The sequence below is a fragment of the Kitasatospora sp. NPDC029367 genome, from assembly GCF_055569135.1.
Window position 1 is genome coordinate 1 of sequence record NZ_JBVHYH010000014.1, and the last position, 22,158, is coordinate 22,158.

The 22,158-nt window shown below is 72.8% G+C and carries 15 protein-coding genes and 1 tRNA gene; 7 read left to right on the forward strand and 9 right to left on the reverse strand.

What is annotated here, in order from left to right; genetic code table 11:
* Window positions 1-118 precede the first annotated feature (118 nt).
* Complete coding sequence (locus tag ACZ4W5_RS10225) at window positions 119-2,593, reverse strand: YfhO family protein (RefSeq protein ID WP_465653847.1); 2,475 nt, start codon at window positions 2,591-2,593, stop codon at window positions 119-121.
* A 183-nt stretch (window positions 2,594-2,776) separates the two neighbouring features.
* Here ACZ4W5_RS10225 and ACZ4W5_RS10230 point away from each other — a divergent pair, with 183 nt between their 5' ends.
* The 3 genes from ACZ4W5_RS10230 to cimA all read left to right on the forward strand — a co-directional run bounded on the left by ACZ4W5_RS10230 (window position 2,777) and on the right by cimA (window position 7,152).
* Window positions 2,777-3,814 carry a 3-isopropylmalate dehydrogenase gene (locus ACZ4W5_RS10230; RefSeq protein ID WP_402481017.1) on the forward strand — a complete coding sequence of 346 codons (1,038 nt, stop codon included), beginning with the start codon at window positions 2,777-2,779 and terminating at the stop codon, window positions 3,812-3,814.
* A gap of 215 nt (window positions 3,815-4,029) precedes the next feature.
* Window positions 4,030-5,142 (forward strand): branched-chain amino acid aminotransferase, encoded by a 1,113-nt coding sequence (locus tag ACZ4W5_RS10235; protein WP_402481014.1) that lies wholly within the window; start codon window positions 4,030-4,032, stop codon window positions 5,140-5,142.
* A gap of 387 nt (window positions 5,143-5,529) precedes the next feature.
* Entirely contained in the window at window positions 5,530-7,152 is a 1,623-nt protein-coding gene (gene cimA, locus ACZ4W5_RS10240; protein ID WP_360233025.1) for a citramalate synthase, read from the forward strand.
* Window positions 7,153-7,318: 166 nt separating this feature from the next.
* Here the strand turns inward: cimA and ACZ4W5_RS10245 are convergent, their stop codons facing one another.
* From ACZ4W5_RS10245 to ACZ4W5_RS10280, 8 genes are all read right to left on the reverse strand, one after another.
* On the reverse strand, window positions 7,319-7,903 hold the full coding sequence (locus ACZ4W5_RS10245; RefSeq protein ID WP_360233028.1) for a GTP-binding protein: 585 nt from the start codon (window positions 7,901-7,903) through the stop codon (window positions 7,319-7,321).
* On the reverse strand, window positions 7,884-8,540 hold the full coding sequence (locus ACZ4W5_RS10250; RefSeq protein ID WP_360233031.1) for a DUF742 domain-containing protein: 657 nt from the start codon (window positions 8,538-8,540) through the stop codon (window positions 7,884-7,886). Before ACZ4W5_RS10250 ends, ACZ4W5_RS10245 begins: the two co-directional genes overlap by 20 nt.
* A 161-nt stretch (window positions 8,541-8,701) precedes the next feature.
* Window positions 8,702-9,115 carry a roadblock/LC7 domain-containing protein gene (locus tag ACZ4W5_RS10255; RefSeq protein WP_097236138.1) on the reverse strand — a complete coding sequence of 138 codons (414 nt, stop codon included), beginning with the start codon at window positions 9,113-9,115 and terminating at the stop codon, window positions 8,702-8,704.
* Between the two features lie 10 nt (window positions 9,116-9,125).
* Window positions 9,126-12,488 carry a nitrate- and nitrite sensing domain-containing protein gene (locus ACZ4W5_RS10260; protein ID WP_465653848.1) on the reverse strand — a complete coding sequence of 1,121 codons (3,363 nt, stop codon included), beginning with the start codon at window positions 12,486-12,488 and terminating at the stop codon, window positions 9,126-9,128.
* A gap of 436 nt (window positions 12,489-12,924) precedes the next feature.
* On the reverse strand, window positions 12,925-13,503 hold the full coding sequence (locus ACZ4W5_RS10265; RefSeq protein ID WP_360233037.1) for a GTP-binding protein: 579 nt from the start codon (window positions 13,501-13,503) through the stop codon (window positions 12,925-12,927).
* On the reverse strand, window positions 13,484-13,909 hold the full coding sequence (locus ACZ4W5_RS10270) for a DUF742 domain-containing protein (protein ID WP_350508230.1): 426 nt from the start codon (window positions 13,907-13,909) through the stop codon (window positions 13,484-13,486). Before ACZ4W5_RS10270 ends, ACZ4W5_RS10265 begins: the two co-directional genes overlap by 20 nt.
* Window positions 13,910-14,070: 161 nt before the next feature.
* Complete coding sequence (locus ACZ4W5_RS10275) at window positions 14,071-14,484, reverse strand: roadblock/LC7 domain-containing protein (protein WP_030291361.1); 414 nt, start codon at window positions 14,482-14,484, stop codon at window positions 14,071-14,073.
* A 10-nt stretch (window positions 14,485-14,494) separates the two neighbouring features.
* Window positions 14,495-18,379: a nitrate- and nitrite sensing domain-containing protein gene (locus ACZ4W5_RS10280; RefSeq protein WP_465653849.1), complete on the reverse strand. Its 3,885-nt coding sequence runs from the start codon at window positions 18,377-18,379 to the stop codon at window positions 14,495-14,497.
* 639 nt (window positions 18,380-19,018) lie between these two features.
* On the opposite strand from ACZ4W5_RS10280, the gene ACZ4W5_RS10285 reads away from it, so the two are divergent.
* The 4 genes from ACZ4W5_RS10285 (at window position 19,019) to ACZ4W5_RS10300 (ending at window position 22,098) form a co-directional block, all read left to right on the forward strand.
* Window positions 19,019-19,237 carry a hypothetical protein gene (locus ACZ4W5_RS10285; protein WP_360233043.1) on the forward strand — a complete coding sequence of 73 codons (219 nt, stop codon included), beginning with the start codon at window positions 19,019-19,021 and terminating at the stop codon, window positions 19,235-19,237.
* A 245-nt stretch (window positions 19,238-19,482) separates the two neighbouring features.
* Window positions 19,483-20,283 carry a fumarylacetoacetate hydrolase family protein gene (locus ACZ4W5_RS10290; RefSeq protein WP_360233045.1) on the forward strand — a complete coding sequence of 267 codons (801 nt, stop codon included), beginning with the start codon at window positions 19,483-19,485 and terminating at the stop codon, window positions 20,281-20,283.
* Window positions 20,276-21,775 (forward strand): glutamate--tRNA ligase, encoded by a 1,500-nt coding sequence (gene gltX / locus ACZ4W5_RS10295; protein WP_360233049.1) that lies wholly within the window; start codon window positions 20,276-20,278, stop codon window positions 21,773-21,775. Before ACZ4W5_RS10290 ends, gltX begins: the two co-directional genes overlap by 8 nt.
* A 251-nt stretch (window positions 21,776-22,026) precedes the next feature.
* Window positions 22,027-22,098 (forward strand) — tRNA-Gln (locus ACZ4W5_RS10300).
* Window positions 22,099-22,158 lie beyond the last annotated feature (60 nt).

The window sequence follows — 22,158 nt, forward strand, 5'->3', positions numbered from 1 at the left end:
CCCCCCCCCCCCCCCCCCCCCCCCCCCCCCCCCCCCCCCCCCCCCCCCCCCCCCCCCCCCCCCCCCCCCCCCCCCCCCCCCCCCCCCCCCTCGCGCTGTCCGCTCAGCCGCTGTCCGCTCAGTCCCGGGCGGCCAGTCGGCGTTCGCGGCGCGGGACGCGGGTGGGGCGGCGGGAGAGCCGGGCGAAGACCGCGACCAGGACGAGCACGGCGGCGGTGCCGGTGGCGACGGTGAGGCCCTCGGTGAGGCCGGGCGGGCGGAAGCCGCAGGAGACCCGGCCGGCGCCACCGCCGAGCGGGACGCCGATCATGCCGAGGACCGGGGTGGGCACGGCGGGGGTGCCGCCGTCGACGGCGCAGGTCCAACCCTCGGTGGCGGGGACGGAGAACAGCGCGGTACCGGTGGAGCCGGCCGGCAGGGCGGCGGTCAGGCTGTGGCCGCCGGCCTCGACCCGGGTGGCGCCGGTGGCGGTGAGCCGGGTGACGGCGGCCGCCAGGGCGTCGGCCCGCAGGCAGCCGATCGGGCGGGCGGGGACCTGGCTGACCACGTCCGAGCGCAGGGTCACCCGGACCGTGCCGTCGGCCGGGACGGTCCCCAGCCGGTGCACGGGCACGGCCGTGGTGGGCTGCTCGCCGTCGCTCGGGAAGTCGGTGCCCAGGCCGCTGACCGCGCCGCGGTACCAGAGCGGGTGGATGTACGCCGTCGAGCCCGGGGTGCAGGCGGCCGTGAACACCGTGCCCTCCGCACCGCCCGGCACCGACCAGCCGCTGGTGCCGTGCAGGGTGGGCGCCGGGCCGCCGGCCGGGACGGGCAGCGGGACGTCGTACACCTGGCTGCCGAGCAGCGACTCCTGGCGGGACCAGACCGAGGAGGCGGCCGTCCGGGTGCCCGGCGGCAGCACGGTGACCAGGGGCGGCGCGGGGGCCCGGACGGCGGTGAAGCCCGGGGGCCGCGGTGCGTCGTCCAGGTGGGCGCCGACCCCGAACAGCGCCTGGCCGACCGGGTCGGTGACGCCCCCGGTCTGCCGCCCGCCGGCCGTCCAGCCCGCGCCGAGGTCGTGCAGCAGCAGGGCGGCGACGGTCGGCAGGTAGCCGCTGGAGTAGCCGCCGCCCTGGCCGTTCAGCAGCAGCGGGTCGTTGGGGGTGAAGGCGTGCGGGCCGGGGTCGCTGCGCAGGTCCGGCCAGTCGGCGCCGGCCCGCACCGCGGCGTGCCCGGCCCGGACGGCGGCGGGGGAGACGCCGTCGTCGGGGGCCGCGCCGAGCGCCGCGTACCCGGACCAGACGGCGTTGCCGAGCACCGCGCCGCCGATCACCCAGGTGGCCAGCGCCGTCACCCGGCGGTCGGTGTGCCGGCGGTCCAGCGCCGCGAGCGCGGCCAGCAGGACGGCGCCGCCGACCCCCAGCAGCGCCCAGGTGGAGGCGTGAACCGAGCCCCGGGCCGCCGCCAGGGCGGCGATCGCCGCGGTCAGCGCGGCGCCGCCCAGCAGGGTCGGCAGGTCCGGCCGGTGCGCGAGCGACACCCAACCGGCCAGCACCAGCAGCCCGCTGAGCACGAAGGAGACCCGGTACGGCCCGCCGGCCGGGATCGCCAGGCCGTGCCAGACCAGCACCGTCGGGGTCCAGACGAAGCTCAGCACCACCAGCAGCAGCGCCGTGCACCAGGCCGCCCGCTCGCGGACCCGCACCCGGCGGTTGAACGGCAGCCCGCACACCAGCAGCAGGCCGAGCACCCCGATCGCCACGTCCGGCAGCGGCCGCCCGCCGGTGATGGCCGGCAGCAGCTGGGCGAGGTGCCCGTCCAGGCCGGAGGGGCCGAGCGGCTGCACCGGGGACTCCGGCTGGGCGCCGCGGGCGGCCCGGACGGCGACGAACAGCACGGGGGCGGCGAGCAGCACCCCGGCGGTGGTCAGGGTGACTGCCCGCCCGGAGGCCCGGACCCGGTGCCGGAACGCGCGCGGGGTGGCGAACAGCCGTACGGCGAACAGGAGTCCGGCGACCAGGGTGGCCAGCGCCGCGGTGTAGAGGTTGCCCGCCCAGGCGAGCGCGACGCACAGCGCGCCGACCACCCAGCGGCGCTCGTGCAGGCACCAGTCCCCGACCAGGCCGAGCAGCGGCAGCGAGACCAGGCCCCACAGCCACATCGGCGCCCCGCCGCCGATGTCCAGCACCCAGGCGCAGAGCCCGTACCCGACGGCGGCGAACACCCGCAGCCACCGGGGGCCGGGGTGCAGCCGGCCGAGCAGGTGGGCCATCAGGGCGGTGCCCAGGCCGATGGTGGCCAGGGCGACCAGGAAGACGGCGAGTTGCCCCTGGTCGCGGGGGAGGAGCGCGGTCGGCCAGGAGAACGGGTTCATCAGGTAGGCGAAGAAGTCCGCCAGGAACGGGACGCCGTAGCCGCTGTTCCAGTTGAACAGCAGGTCCCCGGTGGCCTGCCCGTGCAGCAGGTCCCACAGGTGCGCGTGGTACGGCACGGCGATCGCGCCGGCCCCGCCTGGCCACCGCCCGCGCACCGCCGCGGCCAGCGCGAAAGCACCCATCGCCAGCCCGGCCGCGGCCCCGCAGACCAGCACCTCCCGCCGCCGTTCGGCCTTCACCCACGCGCCCCGTTCTGCCAGGAATCCCGGACCCCGCCACCCTAAGCGCGCCCCCGGCGCACCCCTGGCCACCCGCGCCCCCTCAAAGGAGTGACGCGCTGTCGGGACTTCGGGCTCCTCCGTACGTGTCCGAATGTTGGACGCGAGGTGTCAGCACCTGGGACGCGGGAGTAGGGTCCGAGCATGTCTCGCACCATTCGTCTCGCAGTTGTCCCGGGTGACGGCATCGGCCAGGAGGTGGTGGCCGAAGGCCTCAAGGTCCTCGGCGCCGTGCTCCCCGCCGACGTGAAGCTGGAGACCACCGAGTACGACCTCGGGGCCCGGCGCTACCACCGGACCGGGGAGACGCTGCCGGACGACGTGCTGGCCGAGCTCAAGGCCTTCGACGCGATCCTGCTGGGCGCCATCGGGGACCCGAGCGTCCCGTCCGGGGTGCTGGAGCGCGGGCTGCTGCTCAAGCTGCGGTTCGCCTTCGACCACCACATCAACCTGCGGCCGGGCCGGCTCTTCCCCGGGGTCGCCTCCCCGCTGGCCGGTCAGCCGGCGATCGACTTCGTGGTCGTCCGCGAGGGCACCGAGGGCCCGTACGTCGGCAACGGCGGCTCGCTGCGCACCGGCACCCCGCACGAGGTGGCCACCGAGGTCAGCCTGAACACCGCGTACGGCATCGAGCGCGTGGTGCGCGACGCCTACCGCCGGGCCCAGGCGCGGCCGCGCAAGAAGCTCACCCTGGTGCACAAGAACAACGTGCTGGTGCACGCCGGGCACCTGTGGACGCGGATCTTCGCCGAGGTCGGCGAGGAGTTCCCCGAGGTCACCACCGACTACCTGCACGTCGACGCGGCGACCATCTTCTTCGTCACCCAGCCGGAGCGCTTCGACGTCATCGTCACCGACAACCTGTTCGGCGACATCCTGACCGACCTGGCCGCGGCCGTCACCGGCGGCATCGGCCTGGCCGCGAGCGGCAACATCAACCCGAGCGGCGAGTTCCCGTCCATGTTCGAGCCGGTGCACGGCTCGGCGCCGGACATCGCCGGCCAGGGCAAGGCCGACCCGACCGCCACCGTGCTGTCGGTCGCCATGCTGCTGGAGCACCTCGGCTTCGCCGCCGAGGCCGCCAGGGTCGAGGCCGCCGTCGCGGCGGACCTCGCCGAGCGCTCCGCCGCCCGTTCCACCTCCGAGGTCGGCGACGCGCTCGCCGAGCGAGTAGCCGGCTAGGCCGGCCGGAACCCGAGCGGATCCGGCCGGCCGGGCCGCTCCGCATAACCGCAGCTTGCAGCTCCCCAAGGAGCGGGCAACTGTTCGGCACGGCCCTCTGGATGCGAGTATCGACAGTGGGGCCGTGCCGTTGTGCGTTCGTTCCGGCGTTGGAGAGCCGTATCGTTCCTTCGGCGGTGGCGGCCCGAACGAACCCCACGGTGAAGGAAACAGCCATGAGCACGCCCACCCAGGCGCCCATCACGTTCGACCTCAAGCCCTCCGCCCACCCGCTGTCGGCAGCGGAGCGCCAGGCCCGGCTGACCAACCCCGGCTTCGGCCGCGTCTTCACCGACCACATGGTCACCATCAGCTGGACCGAGGGCCGTGGTTGGCACGACGCGCAGCTGGTCCCGTACGCGCCGGTGGAGATGGACCCGGCGAACATGACCCTGCACTACGGCCAGGCGATCTTCGAGGGCCTCAAGGCCTACCGCCAGGCCGACGGCTCCATCGCGACCTTCCGCCCCGAGGCCAACGCCCTCCGCTTCCAGGCCTCGGCCCGCCGCCTGGCGATGCCGGAGCTGCCGGTGGAGGCCTTCGTCGAGGCGGTCGAGCTGCTGGTCCAGCAGGAGCGGGCCTGGGTCCCGAACGAGCCGGAGCAGAGCCTCTACCTGCGCCCGTTCATGTTCGCCACCGAGGTCGGTCTGGGCGTCCGTCCGGCGAACTCCTACCTGTTCATGATCATCGCCTCGCCGGCCGGCGCCTACTTCCCGGGCGGCGTCAAGCCGGTCTCGGTCTGGCTCTCCAAGGAGTACGTCCGCGCCGCGCCCGGCGGCACCGGCGCCGCCAAGTGCGCGGGCAACTACGCGGCCTCGCTGGTCGCCCAGGCCCAGGCCGCCGAGAAGGGCTGCGACCAGGTGGTCTGGCTCGACGCCGCCGAGCACCGGTGGGTCGAGGAGATGGGCGGGATGAACCTGTACTTCGTCTTCGGTGAGGGCGAGGGCGCGAAGATCGTCACCCCGGAGCTGTCCGGCGCCCTGCTGCCCGGCATCACCCGCGACTCGCTGCTCCAGCTCGCCGCCGACCTCGGCTACGCGGTCGAGGAGCGGAAGATCTCCACCGACGAGTGGCAGCAGGCGAACGCCGACGGCACCCTCACCGAGGTCTTCGCCTGCGGCACCGCCGCCGTCATCACCCCGGTCGGCTCGGTGAAGTCCGCGGCCGCCGACTGGACCGTCGGCACCGGCGAGCCCGGCCCGGTCACCATGGAGCTGCGCAAGGCCCTGCTGGCCATCCAGGGCGGCCAGAGCCCCGACACCCACGGCTGGCTGCACAAGATCGTCTGATTCCGCGGACGCCGGGCACCCCCTCCGGCCTGCCCCGTTCCGCATCGCGAGACGGGCGGGCCGGATCCCGGAGGCTGTGCCAGACTGCGGGCGTGTCCTCGCTTTCGCTGATTATTGGCAGCAGGCGCGCCGGTCCGCAGTGACCGCTCCCGCAGGACCCGATGCGGAGCGACCACGAGCGTCCAGACCCGCGCGCAGACCTCTCGCACCCGCGAGGGGTCTTTTCGCTTTCTGGGCTCCGTCCCAGTGAGCACAGCCCGGACCGGCCGAGGGCCCCCACAAGGGGCTCGGGGACACCGGGGCCGCGCGCGGGATCCTGGACAGTGGAGCCGGGACGAGAAATCCGGCAGAGCAGTACCAACCTCCCCGAACGGAGAACCAGGGGTCATGACCGAGGTCAGCCGTACCGACGACAGCTTCCACGTGTTCGACACCACCCTGCGCGACGGCGCGCAGCGTGAGGGCATCAACCTGACGGTGGCGGACAAGCTGGCCATCGCCCGGCACCTGGACGAGTTCGGGGTCGGCTTCATCGAGGGCGGCTGGCCGGGGGCCAACCCCCGGGACACCGAGTTCTTCGCCCGCGCCGCCGCCGAACTGGAGCTGCGCCACGCACAGCTGGTCGCCTTCGGCGCCACCCGCCGGGCCGGCGGCAAGGCCGCCGAGGACCCGCAGCTGGCCGCGCTGGTCGCCTCCGGCGCGCCGGTGGTCACCCTGGTGGCCAAGGCCCACGACCGGCACGTCGAGCTGGCGCTGCGCACCACGCTGGACGAGAACCTGGAGATGATCCGGGACAGCGTCGAGTTCCTCCGCGGCCAGGGCCGCCGGGTCTTCCTCGACTGCGAGCACTTCTTCGACGGCTACCGGGACAACCGCGAGTACGCCCTCGCCGTGGTGCGCACCGCGCACCGGGCCGGGGCGGACGTGGTGGTGCTGTGCGACACCAACGGCGGGATGCTGCCGGCGGGCGTGCGGGACACCGTCGCGGACGTGATCGCCGCGACCGGCGCCCGGGTCGGCATGCACGCCCAGGACGACACCGGCTGCGCGGTGGCCAACACCCTGGCCGCGGTGGACGCCGGCGCCACCCACGTGCAGTGCACCGCGAACGGCTACGGCGAGCGGGTCGGCAACGCCAACCTGTTCCCGGTGGTCGGCGCACTGGAGTTGAAGTACGACCGCCGGGTCCTGCCCGCGGGCCGGCTGGCCGAGATGACCCGGATCTCGCACGCGATCGCCGAACTGGTCAACCTGACCCCGTCCACCCACCAGCCGTACGTCGGCTTCTCGGCCTTCGCCCACAAGGCCGGCCTGCACGCCTCGGCGATCAAGATCGACCCGGACCTGTACCAGCACACCGACCCCGAACTGGTCGGCAACACCATGCGGATGCTGGTCTCCGACATGGCCGGCCGGGCCTCGGTGGAGCTCAAGGGCAAGGAGCTCGGCTACGACCTCTCCACCGACCGCGACCTGGCCGGCCGGGTGGTGGCCAAGGTGAAGGAGCAGGAGAACCTCGGCTACACCTACGAGTCCGCCGACGCCTCCTTCGAACTGCTGCTGCGCGACGAGGTCCGCGGCAGCCGGGACCGCTTCTACCGCCTGGAGTCTTGGCGGACCATCAGCGAGCAGGGCCCGGGCGGGGTCTCCGGCAACGAGGCCACGGTGAAGCTGTGGGCCAAGGGCGAGCGCCGGATCGCCGTCGGCGAGGGCAACGGTCCGGTCAACGCGCTGGACCAGGCGCTGCGGACGGCCCTGGAGGGCACCTACCCGCCGCTGGCCACCTTCGAGTTGGTGGACTACAAGGTCCGCATCCTGGAGGGCCAGCACGGCACCGGCTCCAAGACCCGGGTGCTGATCGAGTCCACCGACGGCACCGCGAGCTGGTCCACGGTCGGCGTGGCCGACAACGTGGTCGCCGCCTCCTGGCTGGCCCTGGAGGACGCGTACACCTACGGCCTGATCCGGGCCGGGCTGGAGCCGGCGGAGCGCTCGGAGCCGTCCGCCTGACCGCGCCCGGCCCGACGGCGGCTCGACGGCGGCCCGCTGGACCCGAAACGGGTCCGGCGGGCCGCTGCCGTGACGCCCTGCGGCCGTGAGGCACCGCTGCCGTGACGCCCTACTGCCGCGAGGCCCTGCTGCCGTGCGGCCCCGGCCGTCGCGACCTCCTGCGCCCCTAGCGGAGTCGGGCGAGGAGGGCGTGTTCGACGAGGGTGATGAGGGCGCTCTTGGCGCTGTCGCGTCGGCGGGCGTCGAGGGTGATGACGGGGGTGTCGGGGCCGAGTTGGAGGGCTTCGCGGACTTCGTCGGCGGTGTGGGGCTGGTGGCCGTCGAAGCCGTTGAGGGCGACGACGAAGGGCAGGCCGCTGTTCTCGAAGTAGTCGAGGGCGGGGAAGCAGTCGGCGAGGCGGCGGGTGTCGACGAGGACGACGGCTCCGATGGCGCCTCGGACGAGGTCGTCCCACATGAACCAGAAGCGGTCCTGTCCGGGGGTGCCGAAGAGGTAGAGGATGAGGTCTTCGTCGAGGGTGATGCGGCCGAAGTCCATGGCGACGGTGGTGGTCGTCTTGCCGGAGACGTGGCTGATGTCGTCGATGCCGGCGGAGGCCGAGGTCATGACGGCTTCGGTGCGCAGGGGGTTGATCTCGGAGACGGCGCCGACGAGCGTGGTCTTGCCGACACCGAAGCCGCCCGCGATGACGATCTTCGCGGAGGTGGTGGCGCGGGTGGGGGCGGCCGCGTTAGAGCTTGCGAAGTCCACTGAGGACCCTTTCGAGCAGCGTGACGTCGGGCTGGTTTCCGGATTCGCCCCCGGAAGCGGGCTGGTGGATGGCGACGAGGCCGGCCTCGGCCAGGTCGGCCACGAGGATCCGGGCGACTCCCAGGGGAAGTGAGAGCAGTGCCGAGACCTCGGCGACGGACTTGACCTCCGTGCACAGCGTGCAGATCCGCTGGTGCTCGGGGAGGAGGGTGGCCAGACGCTGCGGATCGACGTCGGCGGAGACCAGGGCCTCCAGCGCGAGTTCGTAGCGGGGCCGGGTGCGACCGCCGGTCATGGCGAACGGCCGGATCAGCGGGCCGGAGTCCTGCTCGTCCTCGAACTCCTCGACGTGCCCGGGTTCCTGGGCCGGCCGGTGGCCGGGGTCCTGGGCGGGCACCTGGCCGGGCGGCGTCGGGTAGCCGGGCGGCGGGGTGTCGAAGGCGGGCTGCGGCCGGGCGTACGGGTCGTACTGGCCGTACTGCTCCTCGGGCCGGGCGTACGGGTGCTGCTGGGGCTGCCCGTACTGGTGCCGACCGTACTGCTGACCGTGGCCGGCGCCGGGTGCTCCGAAGGCGTCGTGGCCCGTGCCAGGGTACGGAACGCCGTACTGGCCGCTGCGGTCGTCGGGCGGTGTCACGGTTCCTCTCCTCACAAGGTGCGGCGGTGCGGTGCGGGCTTCGGTACGAGTCCGGAGCCGGTGGTGCGAAGGCCGTACAACGTCCGAACCCGAGCCCGCCGAAGCGGGCCCGGGAAGGACGCGGAGGTACTTCGAATACCTGGACGGTATCCGACGAACCGTCAGTGCAGGAGACTGCCCTGGAGTTCTGCGCGGAGCGCGGGGGTGAGGACGGCGCCGGCCCGGTCGACGAGCAGGGCCATTTCGTACCCGACCAGACCGATGTCCGAGTCGGGGGAGGCGAGGACCGCGAGGGCGGAGCCGTCGCTGATGGCCATCAGGAACAGGAAGCCGCGCTCCATCTCGACGACGGTCTGGTTGACCTCGCCGCCTTCGAAGATCCGGCTGGCGCCGGAGGTGAGGGAGGTGAGGCCGGAGGCGACGGCGGCGAGCTGGTCGGCGCGGTCGCGCGGGAAGCCTTCCGACATGCACAGCAGGAGGCCGTCCGCGGAGACCACCACCGTGTGGGACACCCCGGGGGTGTTGTCCACGAAATTGGTGATCAGCCAGTTCAGGTTCTGTGCGGCCTGGCTCATCTGAGTCAACTCAACGCTCCTGGTGGTTCGAGCCGCCGAAGAGATCGGTGCTCCGGTTCTGTCCGTTGCCGGACTGGTCTACCTGATCGGGGTCGATCCGGAAGCTTCCGGTGTTGCCGGCGCTGCGGCCCTGCTCGACACCGCGGCGCAGGTTGGTGAGGCGGCCACGGACCTCCTCGGGGCTGCGGGAGACCTGCGGCCCTTCCTGCGGGGTCGGCTTGGCGTTGCCGGGCACCAGGTTCTGCTTGGGCACGCGCCGGGGCAGTCCGGCCCCGGTGGTGCCGGCGGACGAGGGCTCGCGCAGCTGCTCGGCCCGCTGCCAGTCACCGTCGTTCGGCGACTGCCAGGGGGAGGCGGTCGGGCCGGTCGGGCCGTAGCCGCCCAGTGCGGACACGTCGTGGCCGCGGGACTCGACGGGCGCCGAGGAGGTGTCCTTGGCGCCGGCGAACCAGTTCGGGGTGTCCCCGGACGGGGTCAGGCCGGCCGGGGCGCTGCCCGGGCCGCTCGCCAGCTGCTGGCCGGGGCGGCGCTGGGGCAGCCCGGACGGCAGGGTGGTGGCGGGGGCCGGCGCGGGCTCGGCGGCGGGCAGGGCGGGCGGTTCCGGGGTGTACGGGTGGCCCGCGGGGGCCTCCTGGGCCTGGTGGCCGTAGTCGCCCCGGGCGTACTCGTCCTGCTGGTAGCCGCCCTGGTCGTAGCCGTACCGGTCGTCGGCGTAGCCCTGGTCGTAACCCTGCTGCGGGTACTGGCCGTAGCCGTCCTGGGCGTACTCGTCCTGCTGGTAGCCGCCCTGGTCGTAGCCGTACTGGTCGTCGGCGCTGTACCGGTCGTCCGAGTAGGCGCCCTGCTGGTAGTCCTGCTGCGGGGCGTACTGGTCGTAGCCCTGCTGGTAGTCCTCCTCGACCTCGGCGTCCAGCACCTGCTCCTGCGGGCCGCCCTCCAGGGCCGCGCGGCGGACCTGGTCGAGGCGCTGCGAGCGCTGGACGGCCTCCAGGGCCGGGCTGAACCCGGAGGAGCCGGCGTTGCCGATGCCGGTGAGGTGGTCGTCGAAGCCGAGCTCGGCGGCGCTGCGGTTGCGGTTGTCCGGGGCCCACTCGGAGGTCGGCTCCTGGTCGGCGAAGATCCGGGAGACGGTGAACTGCTCCTCCGGCTCCGGCGCCACCGCGGACTTGGTGACGAACGGCGGGAGCATGACCAGCGAGGTGGTGCCGGCGGACTCGCCGGACGGGCGGAGCTGGACGCGGATGTCGTGCCGCTGGGAGAGCCGGCCGACCACGAAGAGGCCCATGCGGCGGGAGATGGTGGCGTCGACCGTGGGCGGCTCGGCCAGCTTCTCGTTGATCTCCGCGAAGTCGTCGGCGGTGAGGCCGATGCCCTTGTCGTGGATCTCGACCAGCACCCGGCCGTCCGGCAGGCGGGTCGCGTTGACCAGCACCCGGGTCTGCGGGCTGGAGAACGAGGTGGCGTTCTCCAGCAGCTCGGCGAGCAGGTGGACGAGGTCGGTCACGGCGGCGCCGACGACCTCGACCTCGGGGATGCCGGACAGCTCGACGCGCTCGTACTGCTCCACCTCGGAGGCGGCGGCGCGCAGCACGTCGACCAGCGGGACCGGGGTGTTCCAGCGGCGGCCGGCCTCCTCGCCGGCGAGGACGAGGAGGTTCTCACCGTTGCGGCGCATACGGGTCGCGAGGTGGTCCAGCTTGAAGAGGTTCTCCAGCTGGTCCGGGTCGGCCTCGTTGTTCTCCAGGTCGGTGATCAGCGCCAGCTGGCGCTGGATCAGGCCCTGGCTGCGGCGCGACAGGTTGGTGAAGATCGCGTTGACGTTCCCTCGCAGCAGGGCCTGCTCGGCGGCGAGCGCCACGGCCTGCTGGTGGACCTGGTCGAAGGCCCGGGCGACTTCGCCGATCTCGTCCTTGCCGTGCAGCGGGATCGCGGTCACCGAGGTGTCGACCCGGTCCGGGTCGGTCTTGGAGAGCTTCTCGACCAGGTCCGGCAGGCGGTGGTCGGCGATCTCCAGGGCGGCGCTGCGCAGGGTGCGCATGCCGAGGATCATCGAGCGGGCGACGTAGCCGGTCAGCAGGCCGGCCAGGATCAGTGCGGCGACGACGATGACCGTGTTGAGGATGGCGTCGTAGAGCGCGTTGTCCTTGAGGTCGCGGGAGTCGCTGAGGACGGCGTCCAGCAGCGCGACTTCGGTGTTCCGCAGGGCCTGGATGTGGCTTCCGGCGGCCTGGTTCCAGTTGTCCGGGGTCAGACCGGCGTTCTTCGCCTCGGCGTACGCGGCGTCGGCGGCGGCCTTGCCCTTCTGCTGCCCGATGGCGGCGGCCTCGGCGTAGTTGGCGGCGAGCGACAGCAGGCCCTGCATGGTGGGCGCGGCGCCGTTCGGCATCTTGTAGGCCGAGCGGTCCTGGGCGGTGGCCAGGGCGACCTGGGCGTCCGCGTACTTGCGGGCGTCCTCAGGGGCGGCGCCGGTGTTGAACTCGGAGAGCGAGACCTGCTCCAGCTTCTCCGCGACCAGGATCTGCTGGGTCATGTCCTGGTTCTCGTAGCGCGTGGTCACGCCCTGCGAGGCACCGACCAGCAGGCTCAGCATCAGCGAGCGCTGGGTCGAGGCGGAGGCCTTGGCCAGCGACATCGCGTAGATCGCGCGGCCCTTGCTGGTGGCGTTGGCGGAGCCGTTGCCGACCGAGTTGTCGTAGGCCAGCAGCGGCGCGAACATCGCCGAGTAGGCGTTCGCGGTGGCGCTGGCGAACAGCTCCTTGCCGTAGGCGGCCTGCCGCAGGTGCGGGAGGTCGATCACCAGGGTCTGGAAGGCCTCGTGGCGGCGCGGGAGCTCGCCGGACTTGTCCGAGGCGTCGTACGCGGCGTTGTAGGCCTTGAGCGCGGCGTCGGTGTCGGCGCGGCGCTTGGCGACCTCGTTGTTCGGGTCCTGCCCGGTGATCAGGGGTATCAGGGTCTTGTCGCGCTCGTTCTCGAGCGCTTCGGCGAGTTCGGTCGCCGCCTTGGCGAGCTCGGCGGTCTTCTCGGCCCGGGAGGCCTTGATGTAGCCGTCGACCGAGGTGTTCACTCGCAGACCGCCGAAGACGAGACTGATGATCACGGGGATCAGCAGGATCGCGATCAGTCGGGTCGGCACGCGCCAGTTGCGCGGGCGGAGGAAGTCGTACCGGCTGGACGACCCGCCTTCGCCGGACTGGCCCGCGGCGCCCGTGCGGGGCTCCGTGGAGGCCGTCGGGGGCTTGGGGGCCGGGGTGGTCTGGCGCTCCTCGGTGGGAGTGAACGCGGAGAATCCGGCCGGTTCCGCGGCGCTGCCGTTCGGCGCGCTCTGGCGGGGCTCGGAGCGCCGCTGCGGGGCGGGTTGCTGCTTACGCCTCACTCGACTACTACCTCTCGGCCGACTTGCCGGCCATGGATCAATCCAGCGCTACCCCCGGGGCCCTGGCCCGCCGCCGGGCGACCGGCGCGGGATGTTCAGGGGTAGCTGGAATTTCAGCACGTGCAGGGATGGGGGACAAACAGCCGTCGCAAGGCACCCGCGCCGGAACAATACGGACAATCAACGACATGACGGAGCAAAACCGTGGTGATCTGGCGCTGAGTGACGCTGATTCGCCACGCTGCGTCATTGTTGATCACAAAATGCCTACCGAACTGTTATCCGCTGCTTATACACGGGTCTTGCGCGCGGCCCCGGGAGGACACCGGCCGGTAAAGCACCGCCGCCCCGGCGCCCCGTCAGTGTGACGGTTCGCCGGGGCCGCCCGGTTCCCGCGGGTGCTCGCGCGCCCGCCGGTGCCCGTGTGCCCGGTGCGCTAGCGGAGTCGGGCGAGGAGGGCGTGTTCGACGAGGGTGATGAGGGCGCTCTTGGCGCTGTCGCGTCGGCGGGCGTCGAGGGTGATGACGGGGGTGTCGGGGCCGAGTTGGAGGGCTTCGCGGACTTCGTCGGCGGTGTGGGGCTGGTGGCCGTCGAAGCCGTTGAGGGCGACGACGAAGGGCAGGCCGCTGTTCTCGAAGTAGTCGAGGGCGGGGAAGCAGTCGGCGAGGCGGCGGGTGTCGACGAGGACGACGGCTCCGATGGCGCCTCGGACGAGGTCGTCCCACATGAACCAGAAGCGGTCCTGTCCGGGGGTGCCGAAGAGGTAGAGGATGAGGTCTTCGTCGAGGGTGATGCGGCCGAAGTCCATGGCGACGGTGGTGGTCGTCTTGCCGGAGACGTGGCTGATGTCGTCGATGCCGGCGGAGGCCGAGGTCATGACGGCTTCGGTGCGCAGGGGGTTGATCTCGGAGACGGCGCCGACGAGCGTGGTCTTGCCGACACCGAAGCCGCCCGCGATGACGATCTTCGCGGAGGTCGTCGCACGGGCGGGTCCGTTAGAGCTTGCGAAGTCCACTGAGGACCCTTTCGAGCAGCGTGACATCGGGCGTTCCGCCCGACTCGCCCGCGGCGGCGGGCTGGTGGATGGCGACGAGACCGGCCTCGGCCAGGTCGGCCACGAGGATGCGGGCCACACCGAGCGGGACGCCGGCCAGGGCGGAGATCTCCGCGATGGACTTGACCTCGCGGCAGAGGCCGACGATCCGGGCGTGCTCGGGCAGCAGCCCGGTGGTGCGCTCCGCCGAGCCCGTGGTCGAGATCAGGGCCTCGATCGCGAGCTGGTACCGGGGGCGGGTCCGGCCGCCGGTCATCGCGTAGGGGCGGACCAGCGGCTGCTGCTCGTAGCCGTCGGACTGCTGCCCGCCGTAGCCGCTGCCGTACCCGTTGCCGTACGGGCCGGCGGGTGTCGAGGGCGGGGTCATGGGTCCTCCTTGTGCTGCGGCCTTGGGCAGCCGGTTCCAGCTGGGGCGGTGCCAGCTGAGGCGGGATCAGCTGCCTGAGGGTAGCTGAGGGTGAGGCGCCGGGTCCGGTCGGGTCGGACCCGGTGCGGGGTGGAACGGTGGATGGTCCGCGTGGGTTCCGGTCAGTGCAGGAGACTGCCCTGGAGTTCCGCGCGGAGTGCGGGGGTGAGGACGGCGCCGGCCCGGTCGACGAGCAGGGCCATCTCGTACCCGACCAGACCGATGTCGGAGTCGGGCGCGGCCAGGACGGCGAGGGCGGAGCCGTCGCTGATGGCCATCAGGAACAGGAAGCCGCGCTCCATCTCGACGACGGTCTGGTTGACCTCGCCGCCCTCGAAGATCCGGCTGGCGCCGGAGGTGAGGGAGGTGAGGCCGGAGGCGACGGCGGCGAGCTGGTCGGCGCGGTCACGCGGGAACCCCTCGGACATGCACAGCAGGAGGCCGTCCGCGGAGACCACCACGGTGTGGGACACCCCGGGGGTGTTGTCCACGAAGTTGGTGATCAGCCAGTTCAGGTTCTGTGCGGCCTGGCTCATCTGGTTCAACTCAACGCTCCTGGTGATCTGCGCCGTTGCCGTCGCTCCGGCCACCGAAACTATCGAATCCGGGCTGCTGGGCACCATGCTGGGCGCCCGGCTGGTTGGCGGCCTGCTCGGCCCCGGCCCGCCGGCCCTGCTGGATGCCGCGGCGCAGGTTGGTCAGGCGGCCGCGGACCTCCTCGGGGGCCCGGGAGACCTGGGGGCCGGTCAGCGGCGAGGCCTCGGCGGTGCCGGAGACCAGGTTGGCCTGCGGGGTCCGCCGGGGGAGGCCGGACATGGTGACCCCGCTGGTCGAGGGCTCGCGGACCTGCTCGGCACGGCGCCAGCGCTCGTCGTTCGCGGACGGGCGCCAGGGCGCGTCACCGACGCCCGGCTGCGGCGGCAGCGGCTGGCCCTGCGGGCCCTGCTGCTGGGGCGCCTGCTGCTGGGGCGCCTGGGCCTGCGGGGCCTGGGGGCGCTCCGGCCGGGGCTGCTGCTGCGGGGCCCGCTGCGGCCGGCCCGGCTGCTGGAGGTCCGGCTGCTGGAGACCCGGCTGCTGGAGGTCCGGCGCGGAGGTGCCGGGGCGGCGCGGCTGGTACGAGCGGGGCCGGCCCTGCGGCTGGCCGTCGGCCTGCTGCGGGTACCAGGGCTGCTCGCCGGTGGCCTCGGACGGGCCGGTCGGCAGGGCCATCGGCTCCTGACGCTGCGGCTGCTGCGGCGCCTGCTGCTGCGGGAACGGCTGCGGCTGCTGGGGCTGGGCCGGGCCGGGCACGTTCGGCAGCACCGGCTCCACCAGGCCGAGGCCCAGCGGGTCGCGCGGGTCGATCTGGCTGGCCTCGAAGCGCGGCCGGGCGAACTGCTGGGTGCTCTCCACCGGCGCCGGCTCGGCCGACGGCAGCGGCTGGGGCTGCTGCTGCGGGGGCAGCTGGGGCTGGGGCTGGCGACCCTGCTGGGGCGCCTCCGGGCCGGGACGCTGCGGACGGCGCTGGCCCTGCGGACCCTGCGGACCCTGCTGGCCGGGCCGGCCGCCCTGCGGGCCCTGCTGGCCGGGCGCGCGCTGCGGCAGGCCGTCCTGCGGACGGTTGCCCGGACGGGCACCCTGCTGCGGGGCACCGGGACCGCCCGGGCGGCCGTGCTGCGGCTGCTCGCCGGTCCGCGGCGCGGGAGCGCCCGGAGCACCGTCGAACTCGCCGCCGGGGCGCGGACGTTCCTGGCCGGGGCGGCCCTGGCCGCGGCGCGGCAGGCCGTTCGGGCCGCCCTGCGGCGGGCCCTGACGGCCGGGGGCGCGCTGCGGCAGCGCGCCCTGCGGCGACTGCTGCGGCTGACCGGGCTGGCCGGGCTGGCCAGGCTGGCCGGGGATCTGCTGGCCGGGCTGACCGGGCGCCTGCGGACCCTGCGGACCCGGCCGGCCCTGCGGACCGGACTGGCCGGGGATCTGCTGGCCGGGCCCCTGCGGTGCCTGGGCCGGTCGGCCCTGGCCGCGCCGACCCGGCTGACCCGGGCCCTGCGGACCGGGCTGGCCCTGCGGACCGGACTGCTGCCCCTGCGGTGCCTGGGGGGTCTCGCGCAGCGACTGGCCGACCTGGCGGGTCGGCAGCCCGGCCGGCCCGCCGGGACGGCCGCCGGGCGCACCCGGGCCGGTCGGTGCGGCGGGGGCGGCCGGACCGCCCTGGCCGAGCTGCGGACGGCCGCCCTGCGGGGCACCGCCCGCCGGGCCCTGGCCGAGCGCGGCCGGACCGTTCTGGCGGCCGGGCGGGACCTGGCGCTGCTGGCGCGGCGTCGGGGCGGCCGCGCGCTGCTGCTTGCCCTGCCCGCCGGGGCCGGGACGGCCGCCGGGGCCGCGCCGGTCGGCGGAGTTGGTGACGTCGACCGGGAGCATGACCAGCGCGGTGGTGCCGCCGGAGTCGCTCGGGCGCAGCTGGATCCGGATGCCGTGTCGCAGGGACAGGCGGCCGACCACGAAGAGGCCCATGCGGCGGGAGACCGAGACGTCCACCGTCGGCGGGTTGGCCAGGCGCTCGTTGATCTCGGCCAGGTCGTCCGGGCTGAGGCCGATGCCGGTGTCGTGGATCTCGACCAGCACCCGGCCGTCCGGCAGGGCGTGGCCGGTGACCCGCACGCGGGTCTGCGGGCTGGAGAACGAGGTGGCGTTCTCCAGCAGCTCGGCGAGCAGGTGGACGAGGTCGTTGACGACACGGCCGGCGACCTCGGCCGACGGTACGGCGGCGAGTTCGATGCGCTCGTACTGCTCCACCTCGGAGGCGGCGGCGCGGAGCACGTCGACCAGCGGGACGGGGCGGGTCCAGCGGCGGCCCGGGTCCTCACCGGCGAGGACGAGGAGGTTCTCGCCGTTGCGGCGCATGCGGGTCGCGAGGTGGTCGAGCTTGAACAGGTTGGCCAGCTGGTCCGGGTCGGCCTCGCGGCTCTCCAGCTCGGAGATGAGCGACAGCTGGCGCTGGATGAGGCCCTGGCTGCGGCGCGAGAGGTTGGTGAACATCGCGTTGATGTTGCCGCGCAGGAGGGCCTGCTCGGCGGCGAGGCGGACGGCCTCGCTGTGCACCATGTCGAACGCGTGGGCCACGTGGCCGATCTCGTCGGTCGAGTCGACGGCGACCGGTTCGACCGTGGTGTCGACGTCGTGCGGGTCGCTCTCGGAGAGCGTCTTGACCAGTTCGGGCAGGCGGCGCTCGGCGACGTCCTCGGCCGCGGTCTGCAGGCGGGTCAGCGAGCGCACCATCGAGCGGGCGATCAGACCGGCGCCACCGAGGGCGATGATCAGGGTCAGGGCGACGGCTGCACCGATGATCAGGGCCTCGGTGTCGGCCTGGGACTGGAGGTCCTGGGCCTTTCCGTCGAGGTCCTCGATCAGCTTGGCCTCGATCCGGCGCTCGGCCGTGATCTTGGTGGTGGCCTTCTCGTACCAGTCCTTGTACGAGACCGCCTCGGTCTGGTGGATGCCGCCCGGCTGGAGGATCGAGCGCGAGTAGCGGTCCGCCTCGGCGATGACGTTGTTGTAGCTCAGCTGGCCGCGCAGGTTGTCCAGGTCGTGCGAGGTGTAGATGTTGTTGAAACTGGTGAGCGCGTTGTCGTACGTGGTGCGCAGGCGGATGCCGAAGGACTCGTCGCTCGCGCTCAGGTCGGGGGCCTTGGGGTTGCCCAGACCGGCGCTGATCAGCGCGCGCTGCTGCGAGGTGGCGTCCTTGGCGAGCGAGAACTGCTGCAGCGCGCGGGTGGCGATGAGCAGGTCCTGGTTGTTCGAGGCGAGCGCGATGTCCTGGGTGATGCCCAGGAGGTCGCGGATGATCACGTCGTAGGCGGTGATCGTCGCCTGGATGTTCTGGTTGTTCTGGTACGGCGTGTTGCGCGCGTCCGCGATCGAGTTCAGGTCCTTGCGGATCTGGAACAGCAGCGCCTTCCCGCCGGAGAGCTGGAGGTTCTCGAACTTGTCGGAGGAGGCGGTGAAGGTGCGGCTGAGGTCGTCGGTGCTCTTGCGGGCGGCGATGATCTCGTCGTCCAGCGGGTCGTTCGGCCGGTTGGTGATGTAGCCGGCGCTGATGTCGCGTTCGGTCTGCAGGGCGTCCGCGAGGTTGGTCGCCTTCTTGGCCAGGTCGGAGAGGTTGGCCATCTGGGCGAGCTGCTGCGAGTTCTGCATCGAGGTCTGGATGCGCAGGCCGCCGAGGACCAGCGAGACCATGACCGGCAGCGCGAGCAGGGCGATCAGGCGGGTGCGGATGCGCCAGTTGCGCATCGCGAGCCGGCTCAGACCGGTGGCGCGGCGCCTGGTCAGGGTGGTCCGGAGCTTGTCCCGGGCGGACTTCCGTTCCTGGCCGTCGTCCTCCGGCCGGGCGGGGGCCTCGGGCGTCACGGGGTCGGCCGGGCCGCCGGGGGCCGCCGCCTGTTGAGGGGCTGCCACAGGCTCGCGCGACTCCGGGTTACCCGCGGCGCCGCTACCCCTTTTGAAACGTCCCTGCACTGGCGTCGCAACCTCTGGACCGGGCGTCCCGCCGCGTCGCCACGGCCTGGACGGTGTCGAGTTTCCTTCCGCACCCCGGCCGGTCCGGGAGAGCGGGTCGCCGGGGTGGACTGCTCCCTACCCACGGTCCGTGGCATTCCAGCACAGCGAGGGAATCCCAACAAGGGCCGCCGGAACCGGCGGCCGGGTACTACCGACCGCATGCGCGATCTCACTGACTGTGCGGTAACCGGACCGGAATACCGCCTTTTTCGGACACTCGCCGGATACATGCCAACGTGGCCGGAGATCGACAAGAGTCGCAGACCTGCCGGAATGCCCGTTCCGAGCGAATTGTCGGGAAATTCCGATCCGGCGATATGTCGGATATTCGTGATTTGTGCGTCAATTTGTGAGCAAAATCACAGGTGAATGTGTAGCTTTGGTCACGGCCGGTATGGAAAGAGATCTCGTAACCTTGGCTGTCTCCGGAGCACGGCCCCGATCAGCCTGCCCAGAACCCCTCCGAATCAATCGGAATCACGCAGGCCGGTGCGGATCCCTGGCGGACCGCCCGGCCACGACCACGAGGTGCTCTCGATGTCCCTGGCGAAGAAGGCCACCAAGTCGACGCTGTCCTGCCGCTCCACGGCGAACCCGCGCCGGACCACGCTGGCCTCGGTCGAGGACTTCAGCAGGATCCCCGGGGCCCGCAAGCCCGAGGACGTCGTCACCTACGGCACCGAGCTGCCGGCCGTCACCGCCAACCCGCGCCGCACCCAGCTGATGGTCGCCCCGGTCATCACCCCCCGGGACTGACCCCGACCCGGGCGCGACCCGAGGGCGCCGTCACCGCGAGCAGCGGTGGCGGCGCCCTGGTGCGTCCCGGGGAGGCCGTCGGGAGGCCGTCCGCCCCAACCGCGCTGAACAGGGGCAAAGCGGTCACGGGAGGCCCCACGCGATAGCCTGGGCGCGATTGACGGGGCCGCGCCCGTGGCGGGCGAGGCGCCCAGCAGCGCCCGGGGGCGCCCCGGGCGGCCGACGAAGCGAGGGGTAGCCCAACCGTGCGCATTGCCAGGTTTTCCGTCCGGGAAGGGAGCCCTGCCGCCGGCAGCGTTTCCTTCGGCGTGGTCGAGGGGGATCCGTCCCGGCCCGACTCGCTGGTCGTGCACGAGCTGGCCGGTCACCCGTTCGGCCAACCCCAGCCCACCGGTGAGAGCTACCGCTTCCAGGACGTCCGGCTGCTCAGCCCGATGCTCCCCAACAAGATCGTGGCGGTCGGCCGCAACTACGCGGCGCACGCGGCGGAGCTGGGCAACGACGTCCCGGACGTCCCGCTCACCTTCTTCAAGCCGTCCACCTCGGTGATCGGCCCGACCGAGAACATCGCGTACCCGCCGTTCTCCTCGGACGTCCACCACGAGGCCGAACTCGCCGTGGTGATCGGCCGGATGTGCCGCGAGGTGCCGCTGGACCGGGTGCCCGAGGTGATCCTCGGCTACACCTGCGCCAACGACGTCACCGCCCGGGACGTCCAGCAGCGGGAGGGCCAGTGGGCCCGGGCCAAGGGCTTCGACACCGCCTGCCCGCTGGGCCCGTGGATCGAGACCGACCTCGACCCGGCCGACCTCGCGATCACCTGCACGGTCAACGGCGAGCTCCGCCAGACCGGCCGCACCTCCCTGATGATCCGCTCGGTCGCCGAACTGGTCGTCCACATCTCCGAGGCCATGACGCTGCTGCCCGGCGACGTCATCCTCACCGGCACGCCCGCAGGGGTGGGCCCGCTCAACGTCGGCGACGAGGTCGCCGTCTCCATCGAAGGCATCGGCACTCTCACCAACAAGGTGATCAAGCGTGGCTAACACTGACCCGGCCGTCCGGGTTCGCTTCTGTCCCTCCCCGACCGGCAACCCCCACGTGGGCATGGTCCGCACGGCCCTGTTCAACTGGGCCTACGCCCGCCACACCGGCGGCAAGCTGGTCTTCCGGATCGAGGACACCGACTCCGCCCGCGACTCGGAGGAGTCGTACGGCCAGCTGCTGGAGGCCATGAGCTGGCTCGGCCTGGACTGGGACGAGGGCCCGGAGGTCGGCGGCCCGCACGCGCCGTACCGCCAGTCGCAGCGGATGGACATCTACGCCGACGTCGCCCGCCGCCTCCTGGAGGCCGGCCACGCGTACCACTGCTACTGCAGCACCGAGGAGCTGGACGCCCGGCGCGAGGCCGCCCGCGCGGCCGGCAAGCCCTCCGGCTACGACGGCCACTGCCGCGAGCTGACCGACGACCAGGTCGCCGTCTACAAGCTGGAGAAGCGCGAGCCGATCCTGCGCTTCCGGATGCCCGACCGGACCATCTCCTTCGACGACCTGGTGCGCGGCACGCTCACCTTCGAGCCGGAGAACGTCCCGGACTACGGCATCGTCCGGGCCAACGGCGCCCCGCTGTACACCCTGGTCAACCCGGTGGACGACGCCCTGATGGGCATCACCCACGTGCTGCGCGGCGAGGACCTGCTGTCCTCCACCCCGCGGCAGATCGCGCTGTACGCGGCGCTCGCCGAGATCGGCGTCGGCGACGGCACCACCCCGCGCTTCGGCCACCTGCCGTACGTGATGGGCGAGGGCAACAAGAAGCTCTCCAAGCGCGACCCGCAGTCCTCGCTCAACCTGTACCGCGAGCGCGGCTTCATCCGCGAGGGCCTGCTCAACTACCTGTCCCTGCTGGGCTGGTCGCTGGCCGAGGACCGCGACCTGTTCGACATGGACGAGATGGTCGCCGCCTTCGACGTCGCCAAGGTGAACTCCAACCCGGCGCGCTTCGACCTCAAGAAGTGCGAGGCGATCAACGCCGAGCACGTCCGCCGGCTGGCCCCGGAGGACTTCGTCCGCCGCCTGGTGCCGTTCCTCCAGGGCCCCGGCCTGCTGCCGGCCGAGCCGACCGCCGAGCAGCTGGACCTGCTCGCCCGGATCGCGCCGCTCACCCAGGAGCGGATGGTCGTGCTGAGCGAGATCGTCAACATGGCCGGCTTCCTGTTCGTCGACCCGGCCGACTTCGCGGTGGACCCGGACGACGCCGCCAAGGTGCTGACCGCGGACGCCCGCCCGGTGCTGGAGGCCAGCGTCAAGGCGCTGGAGGAGCTCGCGGACTTCACGCCGGAGCCGATCCAGGCCGCGCTGCGCGAGGCCCTGGTGGAGGGCCTGGGCATCAAGCCCAAGTTCGCCTTCACGCCGCTGCGGGTGGCCGTCACGGGCCGCCGGGTCTCGCCGCCGCTCTTCGAGTCGATGGAGCTGCTCGGCCGCCCCGAGACGCTGCGCCGGCTCCGCTCCGCCCTGGACGCCCTGCCGGCGGCCTGAACGGGCCGCGCAGGCGCCTCCTGAGCAGCCCGCGGGGCCGGCTCCGTGCCGGGCCCGCGGCGCACCCGGAGGTCACCGGACGGCCTCCCCGCCGCTGCCTGCGGTTATCGATTTTGGAGCCAGGGCAGACGTCGGGTAATGTTCTTTCTGCGCCGCCCGGGAGGGAACGGACGAGGGAGCGAAAGCCCCTCGGAACGGGACCGACCGAGAGGCGCAACGCCTGAGAAGGGCCCGCAGGGGTTCAACTCTGGTGGGGTATGGTGTAATTGGCAGCACGAGTGATTCTGGTTCATTTAGTCTAGGTTCGAGTCCTGGTACCCCAGCGCTGTACGATCGGCAACGATCACCCAGCAGTACACCAGCAGTACAAATGAAGATCCAAG

Excerpts from the sequence above, each read along its gene's own strand:
- ACZ4W5_RS10230 (WP_402481017.1), top strand. The coding sequence starts at position 2,777 with ATGTCTCGCACCATTCGTCTCGCAGTTGTCCCGGGTGACGGCATCGGC.
- ACZ4W5_RS10235 (WP_402481014.1), top strand. The coding sequence starts at position 4,030 with ATGAGCACGCCCACCCAGGCGCCCATCACGTTCGACCTCAAGCCCTCC.
- cimA (WP_360233025.1), top strand. The coding sequence starts at position 5,530 with ATGACCGAGGTCAGCCGTACCGACGACAGCTTCCACGTGTTCGACACC.
- ACZ4W5_RS10255 (WP_097236138.1), bottom strand. The coding sequence starts at position 9,115 with ATGAGCCAGGCCGCACAGAACCTGAACTGGCTGATCACCAATTTCGTG.
- ACZ4W5_RS10270 (WP_350508230.1), bottom strand. The coding sequence starts at position 13,909 with ATGACCCCGCCCTCGACACCCGCCGGCCCGTACGGCAACGGGTACGGC.
- ACZ4W5_RS10275 (WP_030291361.1), bottom strand. The coding sequence starts at position 14,484 with ATGAGCCAGGCCGCACAGAACCTGAACTGGCTGATCACCAACTTCGTG.
- ACZ4W5_RS10285 (WP_360233043.1), top strand. The coding sequence starts at position 19,019 with ATGTCCCTGGCGAAGAAGGCCACCAAGTCGACGCTGTCCTGCCGCTCC.